Annotated in this window: 17 protein-coding genes; 11 read left to right on the forward strand and 6 right to left on the reverse strand. The window is 64.6% G+C overall.

All coding sequences use genetic code 11. The features are described from left to right. Positions 1–76 precede the first annotated feature (76 nt). The 4 genes from ACXAG6_RS06445 to ACXAG6_RS06460 are packed head-to-tail and all read right to left on the reverse strand — an operon-like array spanning position 77 to position 3625. On the reverse strand, positions 77–835 hold the full coding sequence (locus ACXAG6_RS06445; RefSeq protein WP_475336190.1) for an SDR family NAD(P)-dependent oxidoreductase: 759 nt from the start codon (positions 833–835) through the stop codon (positions 77–79). A 6-nt stretch (positions 836–841) separates the two neighbouring features. Further along, a complete protein-coding gene (locus ACXAG6_RS06450; RefSeq protein WP_475336192.1) occupies positions 842–1744 on the reverse strand; it encodes an NAD(P)-dependent oxidoreductase in 903 nt (300 codons plus the stop codon). Then, the gene (locus ACXAG6_RS06455; protein WP_475336195.1) at positions 1737–2780 is read right to left on the reverse strand and encodes a transketolase family protein; all 1044 of its coding nucleotides are present in this window, start codon (positions 2778–2780) and stop codon (positions 1737–1739) included. The genes ACXAG6_RS06450 and ACXAG6_RS06455 overlap by 8 nt, the downstream gene beginning before the upstream one ends. Further along, positions 2777–3625: a transketolase gene (locus tag ACXAG6_RS06460; RefSeq protein WP_475336197.1), complete on the reverse strand. Its 849-nt coding sequence runs from the start codon at positions 3623–3625 to the stop codon at positions 2777–2779. The genes ACXAG6_RS06455 and ACXAG6_RS06460 overlap by 4 nt, the downstream gene beginning before the upstream one ends. A 179-nt stretch (positions 3626–3804) precedes the next feature. On the opposite strand from ACXAG6_RS06460, the gene ACXAG6_RS06465 reads away from it, so the two are divergent. After that, a complete protein-coding gene (locus tag ACXAG6_RS06465; RefSeq protein ID WP_475336199.1) occupies positions 3805–5157 on the forward strand; it encodes an NAD(P)H-dependent oxidoreductase in 1353 nt (450 codons plus the stop codon). A 15-nt stretch (positions 5158–5172) separates the two neighbouring features. Here ACXAG6_RS06465 and ACXAG6_RS06470 read toward each other — a convergent pair whose 3' ends face one another. After that, positions 5173–6216, reverse strand: coding sequence for a LacI family DNA-binding transcriptional regulator (locus ACXAG6_RS06470; protein ID WP_475336202.1), 1044 nt, complete (start codon positions 6214–6216; stop codon positions 5173–5175). Between the two features lie 202 nt (positions 6217–6418). On the opposite strand from ACXAG6_RS06470, the gene ACXAG6_RS06475 reads away from it, so the two are divergent. The 9 genes from ACXAG6_RS06475 (at position 6419) to ACXAG6_RS06515 (ending at position 15982) form a co-directional block, all read left to right on the forward strand. Next, the gene (locus ACXAG6_RS06475) at positions 6419–7651 is read left to right on the forward strand and encodes an ABC transporter substrate-binding protein (RefSeq protein WP_475336204.1); all 1233 of its coding nucleotides are present in this window, start codon (positions 6419–6421) and stop codon (positions 7649–7651) included. A 79-nt stretch (positions 7652–7730) separates the two neighbouring features. Next, positions 7731–8621, forward strand: coding sequence for a carbohydrate ABC transporter permease (locus tag ACXAG6_RS06480; protein ID WP_140013191.1), 891 nt, complete (start codon positions 7731–7733; stop codon positions 8619–8621). Beyond that, the gene (locus ACXAG6_RS06485; RefSeq protein WP_475336207.1) at positions 8614–9555 is read left to right on the forward strand and encodes a carbohydrate ABC transporter permease; all 942 of its coding nucleotides are present in this window, start codon (positions 8614–8616) and stop codon (positions 9553–9555) included. Before ACXAG6_RS06480 ends, ACXAG6_RS06485 begins: the two co-directional genes overlap by 8 nt. A gap of 3 nt (positions 9556–9558) precedes the next feature. Then, positions 9559–10635: an ABC transporter ATP-binding protein gene (locus ACXAG6_RS06490; RefSeq protein WP_475336209.1), complete on the forward strand. Its 1077-nt coding sequence runs from the start codon at positions 9559–9561 to the stop codon at positions 10633–10635. Positions 10636–10657: 22 nt separating this feature from the next. After that, the gene (locus ACXAG6_RS06495) at positions 10658–11407 is read left to right on the forward strand and encodes a sugar phosphate isomerase/epimerase family protein (RefSeq protein WP_475336211.1); all 750 of its coding nucleotides are present in this window, start codon (positions 10658–10660) and stop codon (positions 11405–11407) included. Positions 11408–11410: 3 nt separating this feature from the next. Beyond that, entirely contained in the window at positions 11411–12532 is a 1122-nt protein-coding gene (locus ACXAG6_RS06500; RefSeq protein WP_475336213.1) for a Gfo/Idh/MocA family protein, read from the forward strand. Then, positions 12529–13581, forward strand: a complete 1053-nt coding sequence (mgrA, locus tag ACXAG6_RS06505; protein ID WP_475336215.1) for an L-glyceraldehyde 3-phosphate reductase — start codon at positions 12529–12531, stop codon at positions 13579–13581. The genes ACXAG6_RS06500 and mgrA overlap by 4 nt, the downstream gene beginning before the upstream one ends. Beyond that, complete coding sequence (locus ACXAG6_RS06510; RefSeq protein ID WP_475336218.1) at positions 13578–15164, forward strand: glycoside hydrolase family 43 protein; 1587 nt, start codon at positions 13578–13580, stop codon at positions 15162–15164. Before mgrA ends, ACXAG6_RS06510 begins: the two co-directional genes overlap by 4 nt. After that, complete coding sequence (locus tag ACXAG6_RS06515; protein ID WP_475336220.1) at positions 15164–15982, forward strand: TolB family protein; 819 nt, start codon at positions 15164–15166, stop codon at positions 15980–15982. The genes ACXAG6_RS06510 and ACXAG6_RS06515 overlap by 1 nt, the downstream gene beginning before the upstream one ends. A gap of 6 nt (positions 15983–15988) precedes the next feature. On the opposite strand, the gene ACXAG6_RS06520 is transcribed toward ACXAG6_RS06515, so the two are convergent. Next, positions 15989–16720 (reverse strand): SapC family protein, encoded by a 732-nt coding sequence (locus tag ACXAG6_RS06520; RefSeq protein WP_475336223.1) that lies wholly within the window; start codon positions 16718–16720, stop codon positions 15989–15991. Between the two features lie 352 nt (positions 16721–17072). Between ACXAG6_RS06520 and ACXAG6_RS06525 the strand changes: the two genes are divergently transcribed. Next, the gene (locus tag ACXAG6_RS06525) at positions 17073–17984 is read left to right on the forward strand and encodes a heme/hemin ABC transporter substrate-binding protein (RefSeq protein WP_475336225.1); all 912 of its coding nucleotides are present in this window, start codon (positions 17073–17075) and stop codon (positions 17982–17984) included. Positions 17985–17993 lie beyond the last annotated feature (9 nt).

Genomic DNA, 17993 nt, shown 5'->3' on the forward strand with positions numbered 1-17993 from the left:
ATCCGCCCTTCGAGGCGTCTTCGCAGGGGCGAAGAGACGGGCGAGCCCGTGGATGAGCCCGCGCCCCAAGCAACCTTCAGTGAATCAGCGAACCGCCGTTCACATCCACCTCCGAGCCAGTGACATAGGCCGCAAGGTCCGAGGCAAGGAACAGCGCGCAGCCCGCCACGTCAGAGGCCTCCCCGGCGCGGCCCATCGGGATACCGTCAAGCACCATGGCCTTCATCTCGTTGGTCAGCTTGCCCGCCGTGATGTCGGTCGAAATGAAGCCGGGGCAAATGGCATTGGCCCGCACATTGTCGGGCGCGGCCTCGCGGGCCATTGCCTTGGTCAGCCCCAGTATCCCAGCCTTGGCCGCCGAATAATGCGGCCCACCAAAGATGCCGCCGCCGCGCTGAGCGGAGACGGACGACATGTTGATGATCGAGCCGCCTTTGCGCCCTCGCATATGCGGCAGCGCGGCCTGGCTCATATAAAGCGTGCCGCGCAGGTTCACATCCAGCACCGCGTCGTAATTCTCGGGTGCGATCTCCATGAACTTCAGCGGCTGGGTGATCCCGGCGTTGTTCACCAAGATATCCACCGCGCCGAAACCCTCCAGCACCGCCGCAAAGGCTGCCTCGCAGGCCTCCTTGTCGGTCACATTGCAGGCCAGCCCGATGTGGCCCTCGCCGGGCAGGTCCGCCGCCGCACCCGCAGCCGCATCGGCATCAAGGTCCAACACGGCCACGCGACAGCCATGCTCGGCAAAGAGCCGCGCGGTGGCCTTGCCAAGGCCGCGTGGAGAGGCGGCGCCGGTGATGATGGCAGTTTTTCCGGTGAGAAGATCGGGCATTGGCGTTTAGCTTTCGTGAACGGGTTTTCCGGTGAGCGCCTCATAGGCGCGGATAACAAGCGCATCATCCGCCTTGCCGTGGCCAAGGGCGCGGGCGGCGGAGAAGAGTTGCAGCGAGAGGGCGGCGAGGGGCACGGGCGCCTCGGCCTCCTTGGCGGTTTCTTCCACCAGCCCGAGATCCTTGATGAAGATATCGACGGTGGAGGTCACTTCCGGGTCGGCCTCCATCATTCGCGGGCCGCGATTGCCGAGCATCCAGCTCGCGCCGGCAGAGGCCATGACGATCTCATGCAGCTTCTCCGGGTCACAGCCCGCCTTCGCGCCAAAGCTTATCAACTCGGCGGCGGCGGCAATATGCACCCCGGCCGCAAGCTGGTGCACCACTTTGTAGGTCGCGCCCATACCCGGCTCATCGCCAAGTCGGTGGAGCGTGCCACCGGTGGCCTCCAGCACCTTTTCGGCGCGCGCGAACGCGGCGGCAGAGCCCGAGGCCATGATGGTGAGCGTGCCCGCTTCGGCCCCGACCTGCCCGCCCGAAACCGGCGCATCAAGCAGGTGGTGGCCCATTGCGGCCAGCTCTTCGCCGATAGCGCGGGCGGCAGAGGGGGCAACGGTGGACGAGAGCATGACGGTCGCGCCGGGAGAGAGCGCCTCGGCGGCCCCTGCCTCGAACAGCGCGGTACGGGCCTGCACGGCGTTGACCACCATGAGAATCAGTAGCGAAGCCCCGTTTGCCGCCTCCGCAGCAGAGGCCGCAGGGGTGCCGCCCATCTCTTTCAGCGCGTCAAGCGCAGGCTGCGCCATGTCGAACCCCGTCAGCGGAATGCCCGCCGCGAGGATGTTCTTCGCCATGCCGCGCCCCATGACTCCGAGGCCGATGATTGCCGTGCCAGTGTTCGTGTCAGTCATTGAGCCAGCCCTTTACCCTTGTGGTGATGCTACGCACCGATAGCCCGTATTGCTCATGAAGCGAAGGCAGCGCCCCGGCGTCGAGAAACTCATCAGGCAGGGCAACCTGCCGAAAGGGCACATGCACTTGGTTGCGGGCCAGCGCCCCGGCCACGGCCTCCCCCAGCCCGCCGGTGATGGAGTGGTTCTCCGCCGTCACCACCAGCCGCCCGCCCTTGGCGGCCTCGGCGCAAATCGTGGCCTCATCCAGCGGCTTGATGGTGGGCGAATGCAGCACGGCGCAGCTCACCCCGTCCTTCTCCAGCGCGGAGGCGGCGTCGAGGCAGCGCATCGTCATGAAGCCGGAGGAGACGAAGAGCACATCACTGCCGCCCCTTATTTCCTTGGCCTTCCCAAGCTCAAACTCATAGCCGTATTCGCCCAGCACGTTGGGCACCTTGCCGCGCAGCAGGCGCATGTAGGCCGGGCCGGGATAATCGGCCAGCGCACGGGTGGCTTGGTCGGTTTCCACCGCATCACAAGGGTCGAGCACCGTCATGTTCGGCATCCCGCGCATGATGGCGAGGTCTTCAGTGGCCTGATGGCTGGGGCCGTAGCCAGTGGTAAGGCCGGGCAGGGCGCAGACGATCTTCACCGGCAGGTTCTCCTCGGCAATCGCCATGACGATAAAGTCATAGGCGCGGCGCGAGGCGAAGACGGCGTAGGTGGTCGCAAAGGGGGTAAAGCCCTCCCGCGCCATGCCCGCTGCGGCAGACATCAGCAGCGCCTCGGCCATGCCCATCTGATAGAACCGGTCGGGGTAGGCCTCAGCAAACACATGCAGGTCGGTGTATTTGCTCAGGTCGGCGGTAAGGCCAACGATATCATCCCGGCTCTTGGCCAGATCAACGAGCGCGTGGCCAAAAGGGGCGGCCATGGTGTCGCGGCCCTCGGCATCCAGCGAGGCGATCATGGCAGAGGTGCGTGCGCCGCGCTCGGCGGGCTTTGGCCGGGCAATATGCGCGGGCGTGCGGCGGGAGTTGGGGCCGATACTCATGCGGGCTTCTCCCCGTCCAGATGGGCCAGCGCCTTTGCCCATTCCTCGGGCTCCACGCGGACGAAATGGGTAATCTCGCGCTCCTCCAGAAAGGGCACGCCCTTGCACATCTTGGTATTGCAAATAATCGCGCGGGGCCTCGGCTCTTTCAGGTGCCGCGCCCGGTCAAACGCCGCCACAACGGCGTCAATATCGTTGCCGTCCACCTCCTCGGCGTGCCAGCCAAAGGCCTGCCACTTGGCGGCCTCGGTGCCCGGCCCAGTGGCCAGCGCCTCCATCGTCGGCCCGTCCGCCTGCTGGTTGTTGAAGTCGACAATGGCGATGAGGTTATCCAGCTTCCACGCAGCGGCCCCCATGACCGCCTCCCAAGTGGAGCCCTCGCCCAGCTCGCCGTCACTCAACATGTTGTAAATAAAGGCGCCGTTCTTCTTGCGCTTCAGCCCCAGCGCCATGCCCACTGCAATGCCCAGCCCGTGGCCGAGCGAGCCGCCGGTAATTTCCATCCCCGGCGTATAGGCCGCCATGCCGCTCATCGGCAGGCGCGAGTCGTCCATCCCGTAGGTCTCAATCTCATCCTCAGGCAGAATCCCGGCCTCGATCATCGCCGCATAAAGCGCGATGGCGTAATGGCCGATGGAGAGAAAAAAGCGATCTCGCCCTTCCCAGTCGGGATCGCCGGGCCGATAGCGCATGGCATGAAAGTAAGACACCGCCAGAACGTCGGCCGCTCCCAGCGCCTGCCCGATATATCCCTGCCCCTGCACCTCGCCCATCCGCAGCGCATTGCGTCGGATGGCCCAGGCCCGGCGCGCAAGGCTCACGTTCGATCCTGCCGCGTGTTCCACTGGCCACTCCTCCCTTTGCGCTCCGGTTCTCCAACGAGGGTTCTGGCAGGGTGCTCGGCGGCAAACAACGACGTATTCTTAAACTGTGGTGAAGCCCTGCTTAATCACAGCATAGGAGAAATTGATAGATACGCCCGCGCAGGCCCGCCTAGTTTGCCGCCAACACAAGGGAGTCGTACATGAACCTGTCGAGCAAGCTGGCGGCACGGGTCGCTGAAGGAAAGCCGGTCCGCGTCGGGCTGATCGGGGCCGGAAAATTCGGCTCGATGATCCTCGCGCAGGCCCGGCACATCGAGGGGCTGCATGTGGTCGGCGTGGCCGATCTCGATGTGCAAAAAGCCCGCGGCTCGTTCGAGCGGGTGCATTGGCCGCGCGAGCAGTTCGCGGCCACCTCGGCACAAGATGCGCTCGCGAGTGGCCACACATGGATCACCGAAGACGCCGCCGCGCTGATGGCCTGCGACGAGATCGAATGCATCATCGAGGCCACCGGCCACCCGCTTGCGGGCACCCGCCACGCGCTGGCGGCAATCGCGGCAGGCAAGCATGTGGTTATGGTCAACGTCGAGGCCGATGTGATGGTCGGTGCGCTGCTTGCTGAAAAGGCCCGCGCGGCAGGGGTCGTCTACTCCATGGCCTATGGCGACCAACCGGCGGCAATGTGCGAGCTGGTGGATTGGGTCAAAAGCTGCGGCTTCGAGCTGGTGGCGGCGGGCAAGGGGATGAACTTCTGCCCTTCCTACCGCTACTCCACCCCCGATACCGTCTGGGACTACTTCGATTTCACTCCCGAGCAGGTGGCCTCGGGCGACTTCAATCCGAAGATGTACAATTCTTTTACCGACGGAACGAAAGCGGCCATCGAAATGGCGGCGGTCGCCAATGCCACCGGGTTGGATTGCCCGGTCAACGGCCTCGCCTTCCCGCCCGCCGGGCTGCAAGACCTTGCCGAAGTATTCAAACCGGTGAGCGAGGGCGGGCAGCTGGAGAAAGAGGGCATCGTCGATATCGCCGCCTCTCGCGAGCCCGATGGGCGCACCGTGCTGAACAACATCCAATACGGCATGTTCGTCACCTTCCGCGCGCCCAATGAATACACCCGCCAGTGCTTCAACCAATACGGGCTGATGACCGACAAGAGCGGTTGGTATGGCTCAATGTGGCGGCCCTTCCACCTGATCGGGCTGGAAACGGCGGTGTCAGTGCTGTCGGCCTGCCTGCGGCACGAGCCAACCGGGGAGTCCCGCCTGTTTCGGGCCGATGCGGTGGCAACGGCCAAGGGCGCGTTTGAGGCGGGCGACTATCTCGATGGCGAGGGCGGCTTCAAGGTTTGGGCCAAGGCCATTCCGGCGCGCGAGTCAGTCGCGCTCAACGCCCTGCCCATCGGGCTGGCGCATCATGTGAGGCTCAAGCGCTCGGTGAGCCGCGATCAGGTGGTGAGCTTGGACGATGTTGATATCGTTGACGATCTCGACATTCACAGCCTGCGGCAAGAGCAACGCCGACTGCTCTCGCCGGGGGCAGGGGGCTAACGCCCGCAAACGGGCCTAGGTGGCTCCCGGTGCGGCGGTGCTCTGACGGGCCACCAGTTCAACGCCAACCATCTCGACGCAGCTGCCATCATCGGCTGCAAGCGGGTCGTTCGTGGCTGCGATCCGTTCCAGCAGCAGCCGCGCAGCCCGCGCACCAAGGGCATGCCGGTCCTGCCGGATGGTGGTGAGCGCAGGGGTATAGACCTTGCTGAGATCAATATCATCGAACCCCACCACCGAAATATCCTCAGGCACCCGCACGCCCGCCGCCATCAGCGTTGACATCAGCGCAAAGGCCACCTGATCGGAGGCGCAGAACACAGCCGAGGGGCGCTCCCTCATGGCAATGATCCGCTGCGCGGCCTCCCGGCCCGAAGCCAGCGAGAAATCCCCCCGGATGATCCAGTCATCCCGGCTGGGCAGGCCAAGCCGCGCGCGCTCGGCCAGCATCCCCGCGCGCCGCGCCTTGGTCAGCACGTTGCCCGCCGGTCCGGTCACATGGGCAATGTCGCGATGGCCAAGATCATAGAGGTGCTGCACCGCCAGCCGCGCACCCGCTTCATTGTCAGATCGCACAGAGGGCAGGGTGGCCCCATCGACCCATTCGCAGGCAAAGACGATCCGGTCAGCCACGCCCGCCGCATCAAAGGCGGCAAGATCGCTCCGGGCCAACCCGCCATCGAGCGAAATCATCCCGTCGATCCGCCCGTCGAGGAAGTACCCGGCAAGTTCCCGCCCGCCGGATTCGCCGCTCGCGGTATCGGCAATGAGCACCGAGGTATCGCTGCCCGCAAAACTCTCTGAGATCGCGGCAAGGATCGTGCTGAAAAAGGGGTTGCCGAGGTTGGGCACCAGCACCAGCACCGCGCCCGCCCGCTGCATCCGCAGGTTCCGCGCGGCGTGGTTCACCCGGTAGCCGGTGATTCGCACCGCATCTTCCACCGCCTTGCGTGTGCTTTCGGTCAGCAGATCGGGATTCGACAGCGCCCTGCTCACCGTCGCGGTGGAAACCCCGGCAGCCCGTGCAACATCCCGAATTCTGACCGTTTTTTGAGCCATCGAATTAAATCCCTCGCGTCGCAGTCGTTTAGCGATGAACCCGCGCTTGACAAGGGCGGCTCTGGGCGAAAATATCCATGTAATCGTTTACATGCAAGCGTGGGCGCAAAGCTCTGAACGTGTAAACGATTACAAGCGCCGAAGAGGACGGCGCGTGACAGACATGGGCCGCCGGAAGGCGTGGCCCGCAGGGAGGAATAAAATGACGTTTCGCACCATCCTGATGGCGGGCACGGCGCTTTGCGCGGGTTCCGCTCTTTCTGCTGCCGATCTGGAGGTCACCCATTGGTGGACCTCGGGCGGCGAGGCGGCTGCCGTGCAGCAGTTTGCCACCGAGTTTGAAGGCCAGACCGAGCACAAATGGGTCGACGGCGCGATTGCCGGCGGCGGCGGCACCGCTCGCCCGGTGATGGTCAGCCGGATCATCGGCGGCGATCCCATGGGCGCCTTCCAGTTCAACCACGGCCGGCAGGCCGAAGAGCTGATCGAGGCCGGTCTCCTGCGCGACATGACCCACGTGGCCGAGGCCGAGGGCTGGAAAGATATCGTAAACCCCAGCTCCCTGCTCGACTCCTGCACGGTAGATGGCCGGATCTATTGCGCACCGGTCAACATCCACTCCTGGCAGTGGCTGTGGCTCTCCAACGGTGCCTTCGAGAAGGCCGGCGTGGACGTGCCAACCAACTGGGACGAGTTCGTGGCCGCCGCACCGGCGCTGCGCGAGGCCGGTATCCAGCCGATGGCGCTGGGCGGGCAGCCTTGGCAATCGTCGGGCGCCTTCAACGTGCTGATGGCCACGCTGGCCGGGCCGGATGTGCTGCAACAGGTCTACGGCGAGGGCGATGCCGAAATGGCGGCGGGTGAAGAGCTCGCGCGCGTATTCCAAGCCGCCGAAGACATGCGCGGCATGGTCGAAGGCTCCAACGTGCAAGACTGGAACCAGGCGACCAACCTTGTCATCACCGATGCCGCAGGCGGCCAGATCATGGGCGACTGGGCGCAGGGTGAGTTTGCCGTAGCCGGTGAGGTTGCGGGCGAAGATTACACCTGCCTGCCCGGCCTTGGCGTGATCGAGGTGCTCTCGACCGGCGGCGATGCCTTCTACTTCCCCGAAACCGGCGATGCCGAGACAGAAGCCGCGCAGGATGCCTTGGCCGCAACGCTGCTTAAGCCCGAAACGCAGGTGGCCTTCAACCTCAAGAAAGGCTCGCTGCCGATCCGGGGTGATGTGGACCTCGCCAATGCCAACGACTGCATGAAGAAAGGTCTCCAGCTGCTCGCCGACGGCAAAACCATGCCCGACGTGAACCAGCTGAACACCGAAGATACCAACAACCAGCTGAACGACCTCTTCGTCCAGTTCTTCCAGGATCCGTCGATCAGCGCCGCCGACGCTCAGGCCCGCTTTGTCGACATCGTGGCGAACAAGGACTGATACCGCGTCCACCCGGGGCCGGGCTGCGCAAGCGGCCCGGCCCCTTGGCTGAAATCGACCAGCGCGAGAGGGGAGCGTTATGGCCTCGGCCCGCCCGTTAGGGCTCTTTCGAAACATCAACGCCAAGATCGCCGCCATCCCGATGGTGCTGACGGCGCTTGTCGTATTCACCGGCGGCACGATCTGGACGGTGGTGTATTCCTTCACCAATTCCAAGCTTCTGCCCCGCGAGAAATGGGTGGGTTTGCAGCAATACGAGCGCCTCTGGGGCACCGAGCGCTGGAACGTGGCCATCGAGAACCTGCTGATCTACGGCGCCTGCATGGTGGTGTTCTCGCTGGTGATCGGCTTCGTGCTGGCAGCATTGCTTGATCAGAAAATCCGGTTCGAAAACACCTTCCGCACCATCCTGCTCTACCCCTTCGCCCTCTCCTTCATCGTCACCGGCCTTGTCTGGCAATGGCTGCTGAACCCAGACTTCGGCATTCAGTCGGTGATCCGGGCGATGGGGTGGGAGAGCTTCGATTTCGACCCGCTGTATAACGCGGATATCGTCATCTACGGCGTGCTGATCGCCGGGCTCTGGCAGGGCACCGGCCTCGTGATGTGCCTGATGCTCGCGGGCCTGCGCGGCATCGACCAAGAGATCTGGAAGGCCGCGCGGGTAGACGGTATCCCGATGTGGAAGACCTATATCTTCATCGTCATCCCGATGATGCGTCCGGTCTTCATCACCACCCTCGTCATCATCGCCTCGGGCATCGTGCGCCTCTACGACCTGATCGTGGCGCAAACCGGCGGCGGGCCCGGCATCGCCTCGGATGTGCCCGCCAAATACGTCTACGACTACATGTTCCAAGGCCAAAACCTCGGCCAAGGCTTCGCCGCCTCCACCATGATGCTGCTCGCCGTGCTGGTGGTCATCATCCCCTGGGCCTATCTCGAATTTGGAGGGAAGAAGCGTGTCTAACCCCGCAACCCTCTCCGCCACCGTGGCCGGGGCTGATGCCGCCGCGCCCGCGCTGTCCGGCCCCCGTGGCCCCAAGCCGCGCCGCCGCTTTTCGCGCCGCAACATCTTCATCTACGGCACGCTGATCGTGGTGGCGCTCTACTACCTGCTGCCGCTCTGGGTGATGGTGGTGACCTCGCTGAAGGGCATGCCGGAAATTCGCCTCGGCAACATCTTCGCCCCGCCGGTCGAAATCACCTTCGAGCCCTGGGTGAAGGCCTGGGCCGAGGCCTGCACCGGCTTGAATTGCGACGGACTTTCGCGCGGCTTCTGGAACTCGGTGCGCATCACGGTGCCTTCGGTGTTCCTCTCCATCCTCATCGCCTCGGTGAACGGCTACGCGCTCGCCAACTGGCGGTTCAAAGGGGCGGATATCTTCTTCACCATCCTGATCTTCGGGGCCTTCATCCCCTATCAGGTCATGCTCTACCCCATCGTCATCATCCTGCGCGAAATCGGCCTCTACGGCTCGCTCACCGGGCTGGTGCTGGTCCACTCCGTCTTCGGCATGCCGATCCTCACGCTGCTCTTCCGCAACTACTTCACCTCGCTGCCCGAAGAACTGTTCAAGGCCGCGCGGGTCGATGGGGCGGGGTTCTGGCAGATCTACCTGCAAATCATGTTGCCGATGAGCCTGCCGATCTTCGTGGTCGCGATGATCCTGCAAGTCACCGGCATCTGGAACGACTTCCTCTTCGGCGTCGTCTACACCAAGCCAGACCTGTACCCGATGACCGTGCAACTCAACAACATCGTCAACTCGGTGCAGGGCGTGAAGGAATACAACGTCAACATGGCGGCAACCCTTCTCACCGGTCTGGTGCCCCTCGTCATCTACTTCATCTCCGGAAAACTCTTCGTGCGCGGCATTGCTGCTGGCGCGGTCAAAGGCTGAGGCATGGAACACTCAATCGAAATCAAACACCTCGACCTGTCGTTCGGCGCCGTGAAGGTGCTGCAAGACCTCAACCTTGAAGTGGTCAACGGCGAATTTCTCGTGCTCCTCGGCTCTTCCGGTTGCGGCAAGTCCACCCTGCTCAACTGTATCGCCGGGCTGCTTGATGTGACCGACGGGCAAATCTGGATCGGCGGGCAAAACGTCACCTGGGAAGAGCCCTCCAAGCGCGGCATCGGCATGGTGTTCCAAAGCTACGCGCTCTACCCGCAGATGACGGTGCGCGGCAATCTGAGCTTTGGCCTCAAGAACGCCGGGGTGAGCAAGGCCGAGATCACCGAGCGGGTAAACCGCGCAGCGCAGGTGCTCCAGATCGAGCCGCTGCTGGATCGCAAGCCCTCTGCCCTCTCTGGCGGCCAGCGCCAGCGGGTGGCGATTGGCCGTGCGCTGGTGCGCGATGTCGATGTGTTCCTCTTCGACGAGCCGCTGTCCAACCTCGACGCCAAGCTGCGTGCCGATTTGCGGGTCGAGATCAAGCAGCTGCACCAGACGCTTGGCAACACCATGATCTATGTCACCCACGACCAGATCGAGGCGATGACCCTTGCCGACCGGATCGCCATCATGAAATCGGGGATGGTCCTGCAACTCGACACCCCGAACGAAATCTACAACCGCCCGGCCAACCTCTACGTGGCCCAATTCATCGGCTCCCCAACCATGAACTTCCTCGACGGCGAGCTGCGCGGCGGGGTCTTTCACTCCGCCGAGCTGGAAATCCCGCTTGAGGGTTACACCTGGCAAGACGGCCCGCGCGACGGGGCGGCGATGCTGGGCATCCGCCCCGAGCACGTGGCCTACCGCGAGATCGCAGAGAGCAAGCCCTTCCGCTTTGACAGCACGGTAGAGCTGGTGGAGCCGCTCGGCTCCGACACGCTGGTGCGCTGTGACGTGGGCGGGCGGCATGTCTGGGTGCGGCTCGACGGGCAGGTCGAGATCGCCCCGGGCGACCCGCTGCCGCTGGGCCTCTCCCCCGAGCGCTGCCACCTCTTTGACAAGACAACCGAAGCCCGGCTCTGAGCCGGAACCCACAGGACTGACCATGGATATCTCGTATCAACTCTATTCCTCGCGCGACGCTGGCCCGATGGAAGACACGCTCAAGTTGCTCGCCTCGCTTGGCTACACACAGGTCGAGGGCTTCGGCGGGGTCTACGCAGACCCCCACGCCTTCAAGGCCATGCTCGACGAAAACGGGCTCACCATGCCCTCCGGCCACTTCTTCCCGCTGGACAGCTTCGAGGAGGATTTTGACAAATCCATCGCCGCCGCCAAGGTGCTGGGGATGGAGCGCGTCTTCTGCCCGGCGCCTACCGATGAATATCGCAACGGCGCCGGAATGGCCGAGTGGAAAGACCTCGCCAACCGGCTGAACGAGGCCGGCAAGCGGGTGCGCGATGCTGGGCTACGCTTTGGCTGGCACAACCACCACTGGGAGTTTCAGGGCCTTCAGGAGGGCACCGTGCCCATGCAGGTGATCCTCGACATGGCCCCCGAGATCGAGTGGGAGATGGATGTCGCCTGGGTCGTGCGCGGCGGGGCCGAGCCGCTGCTCTGGATCGAGGCGCAGGCCGACCGGATCACCACCGCCCATGTGAAAGACATCGCCCCCTCCGGCCAAAACGAGGACGAGGACGGCTGGGCCGACGTGGGCCACGGCACAATGGATTGGCCCGCAATCATGGCCGCGCTGAAGGGCGCAGGCGTGGACCTGTTCGTGATGGAACACGACAAGCCGAATGACGCCAAACGCTTCGCCACCCGCTCCATCGAAGCCGTAAAGGGGTTCTGAGCCATGGCTGACACACTCGGAATCGGCGTCATCGGCTGCGGCAACATTTCCGCCGCCTACATGCGCCTCGCCCCCCTGTTCAACGGCATCGAAATGCGCGCCTGCGCCGACCTGAGCGAAGAGGCCGCCCAGGCACGTGCCGAGGAGTTCGGCCTGCGCGCAGAAAGCATCGAAGGGCTGTTGGCCGCAGATGACGTGGACATCATCGTCAATCTCACCGTCCCCAACGCGCATTTTGACGTGTCCAAACGCGTGCTGGAAGCGGGCAAGCATGTGTATTCCGAAAAGCCCTTCGTGCTGACGCTGGAAGAGGGCGAAGCGCTCAAGAAGATCGCGGGCGAAAAGGGCCTGCGTGTCGGCTCCGCGCCCGATACCTTCCTCGGCGGCGCCCACCAGCTTGCGCGCCATCTGGTCGATAGCGAGGCCGTGGGCCGCATCACCTCCGGCACCTGCTTCGTGCAGTCTCCGGGGATGGAAAGCTGGCACCCTAACCCCGATTTCTTCTTCCAGCCCGGAGCCGGCCCGGTGCTCGACATCGGCCCCTACTACGTGTCCAACCTCGTGCAACTGCTCGGCCCGGTGAAGCGTGTGGTGGCGATGAGTTCCAGCGCCAATGAATACCGCACCATCACCTCGCAGCCGCGCCACGGCGAGAAGATCAAGGTGGAAACGCCCACAACGATCCACTCGATCCTGCAATTCGAGAGCGGCGCTCAGGTAACGTTCATTGCCTCATGGGACGTCTGGCAGCACGGCCATTCCAACATGGAGCTCTACGGCACCGAGGGCACCCTGCATGTGCCCGACCCCAACTTCTTCGGCGGCGAGGTGCGGGTGACGGAAAAAGGCGCCTTCACCAACATTTCCGGCGAGTGGCAGCACCCCTTCGGCAAGTCCAACGAGGGCACGCGGGCCAACTACCGCACCGCCGGGCTGGCCGATATGGCGCAGGCCATCCTCGCAGGCCGCCCGCACCGCTGCTCGGATGACTTTGCTACGCACGTCGTGGATGTGATGACTTCCATCCTCAAGGCAGGCGAAGAGGGCAGGGCGCTCGACATTGCCACCACCTGCACCCGCCCCGAAGCCCTCGGCCCCGATGCGGCACAGGGTCTGCTGGCATGAGCGTCTATGCTGCCGCCGAAGACCGCTACGAGCGGATGGCCTATCGCCGCTGCGGCAAATCAGGCCTCAAGCTGCCCGCCATCTCGCTCGGCCTCTGGCACAACTTCGGCGATGACGCGCCTCATGAGACCAAGCGGCAAATCTGCCAAACAGCGTTTGATCACGGCATCACCCATTTCGACCTCGCCAACAATTACGGCCCGAGGCCGGGCGCGGCGGAGGCGGCGTTTGGCGAGATCCTGCGGACAGATTTTGCCCCCTACCGCGACGAACTGATCATCTCTTCCAAGGCAGGCTACGGCATGTGGCCCGGCCCCTATGGCGAGTGGGGCAGCCGCAAATATCTGGTGGCGAGTTGCGACCAATCCCTCAAGCGCCTCGGCCTCGATTACGTCGATATCTTCTACTCCCACCGCTTCGACCCCGACACGCCGCTGGAAGAAACCATGGGCGCGCTCGACCATATCGTACGCTCGGGCCGCGCGCTCTACGCCGGGATTTCCAGCTACAACAGCGAGCGGACGCGGGAGGCTGTGGCGATCCTGAAAGATCTCGGCACCCCCTGCCTGATCCACCAGCCGAGCTACAACATGATCAACCGCTGGGTCGAGCGCGACGGGCTGAAAGACACGCTCACCGAGCTGGGCATCGGCTCCATTGCCTTTACCCCACTGGCGCAAGGCATGCTGACGAAGAAGTATCTCGGCGGCGTGCCCGAGGGCAGCCGCGCCACGCAGGGCAAATCGCTGCGCAGCGAAATGCTCTCCGACCGCGCGATAGAGAACATCCGCAAGCTGAACGACATCGCCGAGCGGCGCGGGCAGACGCTGGCACAAATGGCGATCGCATGGGTTCTGCGCGGCGGCGGCATTACCACCGCACTGATCGGCGCGAGCAAGCCGAGCCAAGTGGTCGATTGCGTCGGAGCGGTGGGCAACCTCGAATTCACTGAGGCCGAACTGGCAGAGATTGACGAATACGCCGACGAAGAGGCCATCAACCTCTGGGCACAATCTGCCGAGCAAACCAAGGGAGCCGCGCAGCGATGATCCGCAACCCGATCCTCCCCGGCTTCAACCCCGACCCCTCGATCTGCCGGGTGGGGGATGAGTACTTCATCGCCACTTCCACCTTCGAGTGGTATCCCGGCGTCCAGATTCACCGCTCCAGGGATCTGGTGAACTGGGATCTCGCCTGCCGCCCGCTCTCCCGCGCCAGCCAGCTCGACATGCGGGGTGATCCGGATTCCTGCGGCATCTGGGCCCCCTGCCTCAGCTACGCCGACGGCCTGTTCTGGCTCGTCTATACCGACGTCAAACGCTACGACGGCAACTTCAAGGACGCCCACAACTACATCGTCACCGCGCCTTCCATCGAGGGGCCGTGGAGCGACCCGACCTATGTCAGTAGCCACGGCTTCGACCCTTCGCTGTTTCACGATGACGACGGTCGCAAATACTGGCTGGTGCTCCAGTGGAACCACATCAGCGCGAGCATCGGCGGCAAGCCAAGGACCAGCGCCTTCGACGGCATCCTCTGCCAGGAGTGGCACCCCGAGGAGGGGCTGAAGGGCGAGATCAAGGTCATCTCCAAGGGCTCCCTGCTCGGCCTCACCGAAGGCCCGCACCTCTCCAAGCGCAACGGATGGTATTACCTCACCGTGGCCGAGGGCGGCACCGGCTACAACCACGCCGTTACCATGGCCCGCAGCCGCGAGGTGTTCGGCCCCTACGAGCTGCACCCCGACACGCACCTGCTGACGGCAAAGGATGCCCCCGATGCGCCACTGCAACGCACCGGACATGGGCAAATCGTGGAGACCCCGCAGGGCGAAACCTACCACACCTTCCTCTGCTCTCGCCCGCTGCCCGGCCGGTTCTCGCCACTCGGCCGCGAGACCGGCATCGAAAAATGCGAGTGGCGCGACGACTGGCTCTATGTCGAAGGCGGCGGCACGCTGGCGCATCTGGAGGTGCCCGCGCCGTCTGACGTGGAGCAGCGCGCGCCGCAGGCGATCGAGCGCAAGTTCACCAACACCCTGCCGCCCGAGTTCCAATGGTTGCGCACGCCGGAGCCTGAGCGGATCTTTACCTTTACAGGCGAGGCGCTGCGCCTGATCGGGCGCGAGAGCATCGGCAGCTGGTTCGAGCAAAGCCTCGTCGCCCGGCGGCAGGAGCACCTGCAGTATCGCGCCTCCACCACGCTGGAAGCCTTCGACCCAACCACCTACCAGCAGGCCGCAGGCCTCACGACCTACTACAACCGCTACAAATTCTACTTCGCCGCCGTCTCCTTCACCGAGGAGCATGGCCGCTGCCTCATGCTCATGTCCTGCCCCGGCGACTGGCCCGATGGGCGCATGCAGTTCCCCGCCGCGCCGGTGCCTCTGGCTGATGGTCCGGTGGAGCTTGCGGTGGAGGTGGATCACGCCAAGCAACAGTTCCTCTACCGGCAGGGCGGCGGCAACTGGCAGCCCTTCGGGCCTGAGCTGGATGCCTCTGTGATCTCCGACGAGGGCGGGCGGGGCGAGCATGGCTCCTTCACCGGGGCCTTCGTCGGCATGGTCTGTTTCGACATCACCGGGCATGGCCGCACGGCGGATTTCACCCGCTTCTCCTACGACCCCACCTGATGTTCGCCGCGCTGGAGATTTTCGACCTCGAAACAGGCAAAAGCGAAACCCTGCTTGAAACCGATCGCCACATCGAAGCCCCCAACTGGGCCGATGATGCGCTGATCGTGAATGCCGAGGGCAGGCTCTACCGCGTGCCCCTCGACGCGCCGGATCTGGTGGAGATCGACACCGGCGGGCACACCCGCTGCAACAACGACCACGGCCTCTCGCCCGATGGCCACTGGCTGGCGATTTCCGACAGCAGCAGCACAGAGGCCTCCTGCATCTACCGGTTGCCGTCCTCCGGCGGCCCGCCCGCGCGCATCACTGCGCTCACCCCAAGCTGGTGGCACGGCTGGTCTCCCGATGGCGAAACCATGGCCTACACCTGCCGCCGAGAGGGCACCTTCGGCATCGCCACCATCCCTGCCGCAGGCGGTGATGAAACCGTGCTGATCGCAGGCGGCGGGCATTATGACGGGCCAGACTACACGCCCGACGGCAAACACATCTGGTTCAACTCCGACCGGGGCGGGCAAATGAACCTCTGGCGAATGCGGGCCGATGGCACTGCCCCGGAGAAAATGACAGGCGGCGCGAGCGTCGACTGGTTTCCCCACCCTTCGCCAGACGGCAAGCATGTGCTCTACCTCGCCTATCCAGCGGGCACCGACGGCCATCCCTTTGGTCGCGATGTCGAACTGCGGCTCATGCCCGCCGAGGGAGGCACGTCGCAACGGCTCTGCGCCTTTTACGGCGGGCAGGGCAGCCTCAACGTGCCGTCATGGGCCCCCGATGCCCGCCGCTTCGCCTACGTGCGCTACGCCCGGCCCTGACCCGTATCAGGCCTTGGCCGCGGCCTTGCCCACGCGCTCGGCCAAGGTCGCAAAGTTGCGGGCAGACTGAAGGTGCAGATAGGTGCACTCCAGCTCGTCGGTGCGGAACATCTCCATCACCGCCGCCTCGTCCAACGCCTTCAGCTTCTCCCGGTCGACGGTGAAGAACCCCTGCAAGGTGCGCTTTTCGCCTTCGGGCGTGGTGTAATTGGCCTGCATCGGCTTGAGCAGCTCCAAATCGGCCAGCCGCTTGGCATAGGCCTGCGTGCGCTGATGCTGGGTGTGGTAATCCTGCTGAAACTTCAGCACGTTCTGCAAGTATTCCGAGGGCTTGTCGCCGTCAAAGAGTGCCTCGCCCTTGCCCTTGCTGTTCAGCCCCGCGCAGCCTTCGTCCACATGCAGCGTTTGCGTGCCAGCATCATCCTGATGCGAAAGCACAAAAGGGTAGCGGCGGATATAGGCAGGCAGGTAGGTTCCAAGCCACTTTCCGTTCGCCCCGACAAAGGCATTCTTGGAGCCGTCGAGCCCAAGGATAACGGAGGGCACAGGCGCAGAGGCCTCCCCAGCAAAGACAATCGGGTATTCGGCGGCGCAAAGGGCAAACTCGGCGGCGGCGATCGGCACCGAGTTGACCTCGCGGGCAAAGCCGTAATCGCCCTTCAAATCAACGCTCATCTTGCCGTGGCGCGCGGCGTTCACCGCTGCGGGGGTATCATAAAAAAGTAGCTGCTTGGCCATCGCCCGTTCCTCACCTGTAAAATGCTTGCCCCCGTGTAACGGCTGGCTGCGGGGCTTTCAAAGGGATTGGGGCCGTAAAGCGCCCTGCACAAAAGAAAACAACTGTCTCGCGGCAGATGCTTCCAATGGGGCTCGGGGCAATCCGGATTACTCGGCCGATGCCAGTACCTTTGGCAGGCAGACGGTTCAGAGCAGGCCGCACAAGCCTGGGGCGGCGGGCCTTGAGGTGGCGGCGCAAGCGCAGTAAACATCGCAACAGGGCCACAGGCCCATGCCAGCACTGCCGCGCTCACAGCGGCGCCAGCGACCCAATCCAAAACCATGCAGGCCACGGCCATGCAGGAAGGTCGCCATGCTGATAAAACCCTCTGGAAATTTCCGCCTGCTCCCGCGCCTGCTTTCCGGCCCGCTTGCCGCCTTGCGGCGGCTCGCCCTCGCGCTGCTCCTCTCTCTCGCAGCGGCCAAGCCCGGCGCCGCGCAGGATGGCCCCGCGCGTGTGGCCTCCCTCGGCGGCGCTGTTACCGAAATCGTCTATGCGCTGGGCGAGCAGGGCAGGCTGGTGGCCCGCGACAGCACCTCAACCTTCCCGCCCGAAGCGCAGGCCCTGCCCAACGTGGGCTACGTGCGCGCGCTCTCCGCCGAAGGGGTGCTGTCTCTCGCGCCCGATCTGATCCTCGCTGAACAGAACAGCGGCCCGCAGGAGGCGCTCGATGTGCTGGCCGAGGCGCAAATCCCCCTCGTTCTGGTGCCCGACGGCTACGATGGCGCAGCGATCCGGCGCAAGATCGAGGTCGTCGCCGGCGCACTCGGCGTGCCCGCCAAGGGCGAGGCGCTGGCGCAACAGGTCGAGGCAGACTTGGCCGAGGCGACCCGGGCCGCGCAGCGCGATGCGCCGGTGCGCGTGCTCTTCCTCCTCTCCATGCAGGGCGGGCGGCTGATGGCGGCGGGGCGTGGCACATCCGCAGAGGGCATCATCACCCTTGCCGGTGCGCAAAACGCGCTCACCGGCTTCGAGGGCTACAAGCAGGTGGCCGATGAGGCCGTGCTGGAGGCCGCGCCCGAGGTGATCCTGATGATGGAGCGGGGCGGCGATCACGGCGGCGCGGTGGATGACATCCTCGCCCACCCCATCCTCGGTCAAACCCCTGCCGCACAAACCGGCTCGGTGCTCCGGCAGCCGGGCCTGCTCCTGCTCGGCTTCGGTCCGCGCACACCGCAAGCGGTCCGGGCGCTGAGTAAGGCTATCGCCGCCACCCGCCCATGATCGCGCCCA

It is taken from the genome of Vannielia sp. ABF1_015 (assembly GCF_056160745.1).

Coding starts and splice junctions, on each gene's coding strand:
- ACXAG6_RS06465 (WP_475336199.1), top strand. CDS start 3,805: ATGAACCTGTCGAGCAAGCTGGCGGCACGGGTCGCTGAAGGAAAGCCG.
- ACXAG6_RS06510 (WP_475336218.1), top strand. CDS start 13,578: ATGATCCGCAACCCGATCCTCCCCGGCTTCAACCCCGACCCCTCGATC.
- ACXAG6_RS06445 (WP_475336190.1), bottom strand. CDS start 835: ATGCCCGATCTTCTCACCGGAAAAACTGCCATCATCACCGGCGCCGCC.
- ACXAG6_RS06450 (WP_475336192.1), bottom strand. CDS start 1,744: ATGACTGACACGAACACTGGCACGGCAATCATCGGCCTCGGAGTCATG.
- ACXAG6_RS06480 (WP_140013191.1), top strand. CDS start 7,731: ATGGCCTCGGCCCGCCCGTTAGGGCTCTTTCGAAACATCAACGCCAAG.
- ACXAG6_RS06520 (WP_475336223.1), bottom strand. CDS start 16,720: ATGGCCAAGCAGCTACTTTTTTATGATACCCCCGCAGCGGTGAACGCC.
- ACXAG6_RS06475 (WP_475336204.1), top strand. CDS start 6,419: ATGACGTTTCGCACCATCCTGATGGCGGGCACGGCGCTTTGCGCGGGT.
- ACXAG6_RS06525 (WP_475336225.1), top strand. CDS start 17,073: ATGCTGATAAAACCCTCTGGAAATTTCCGCCTGCTCCCGCGCCTGCTT.
- ACXAG6_RS06490 (WP_475336209.1), top strand. CDS start 9,559: ATGGAACACTCAATCGAAATCAAACACCTCGACCTGTCGTTCGGCGCC.
- ACXAG6_RS06455 (WP_475336195.1), bottom strand. CDS start 2,780: ATGAGTATCGGCCCCAACTCCCGCCGCACGCCCGCGCATATTGCCCGG.
- mgrA (WP_475336215.1), top strand. CDS start 12,529: ATGAGCGTCTATGCTGCCGCCGAAGACCGCTACGAGCGGATGGCCTAT.
- ACXAG6_RS06515 (WP_475336220.1), top strand. CDS start 15,164: ATGTTCGCCGCGCTGGAGATTTTCGACCTCGAAACAGGCAAAAGCGAA.
- ACXAG6_RS06500 (WP_475336213.1), top strand. CDS start 11,411: ATGGCTGACACACTCGGAATCGGCGTCATCGGCTGCGGCAACATTTCC.
- ACXAG6_RS06470 (WP_475336202.1), bottom strand. CDS start 6,216: ATGGCTCAAAAAACGGTCAGAATTCGGGATGTTGCACGGGCTGCCGGG.
- ACXAG6_RS06495 (WP_475336211.1), top strand. CDS start 10,658: ATGGATATCTCGTATCAACTCTATTCCTCGCGCGACGCTGGCCCGATG.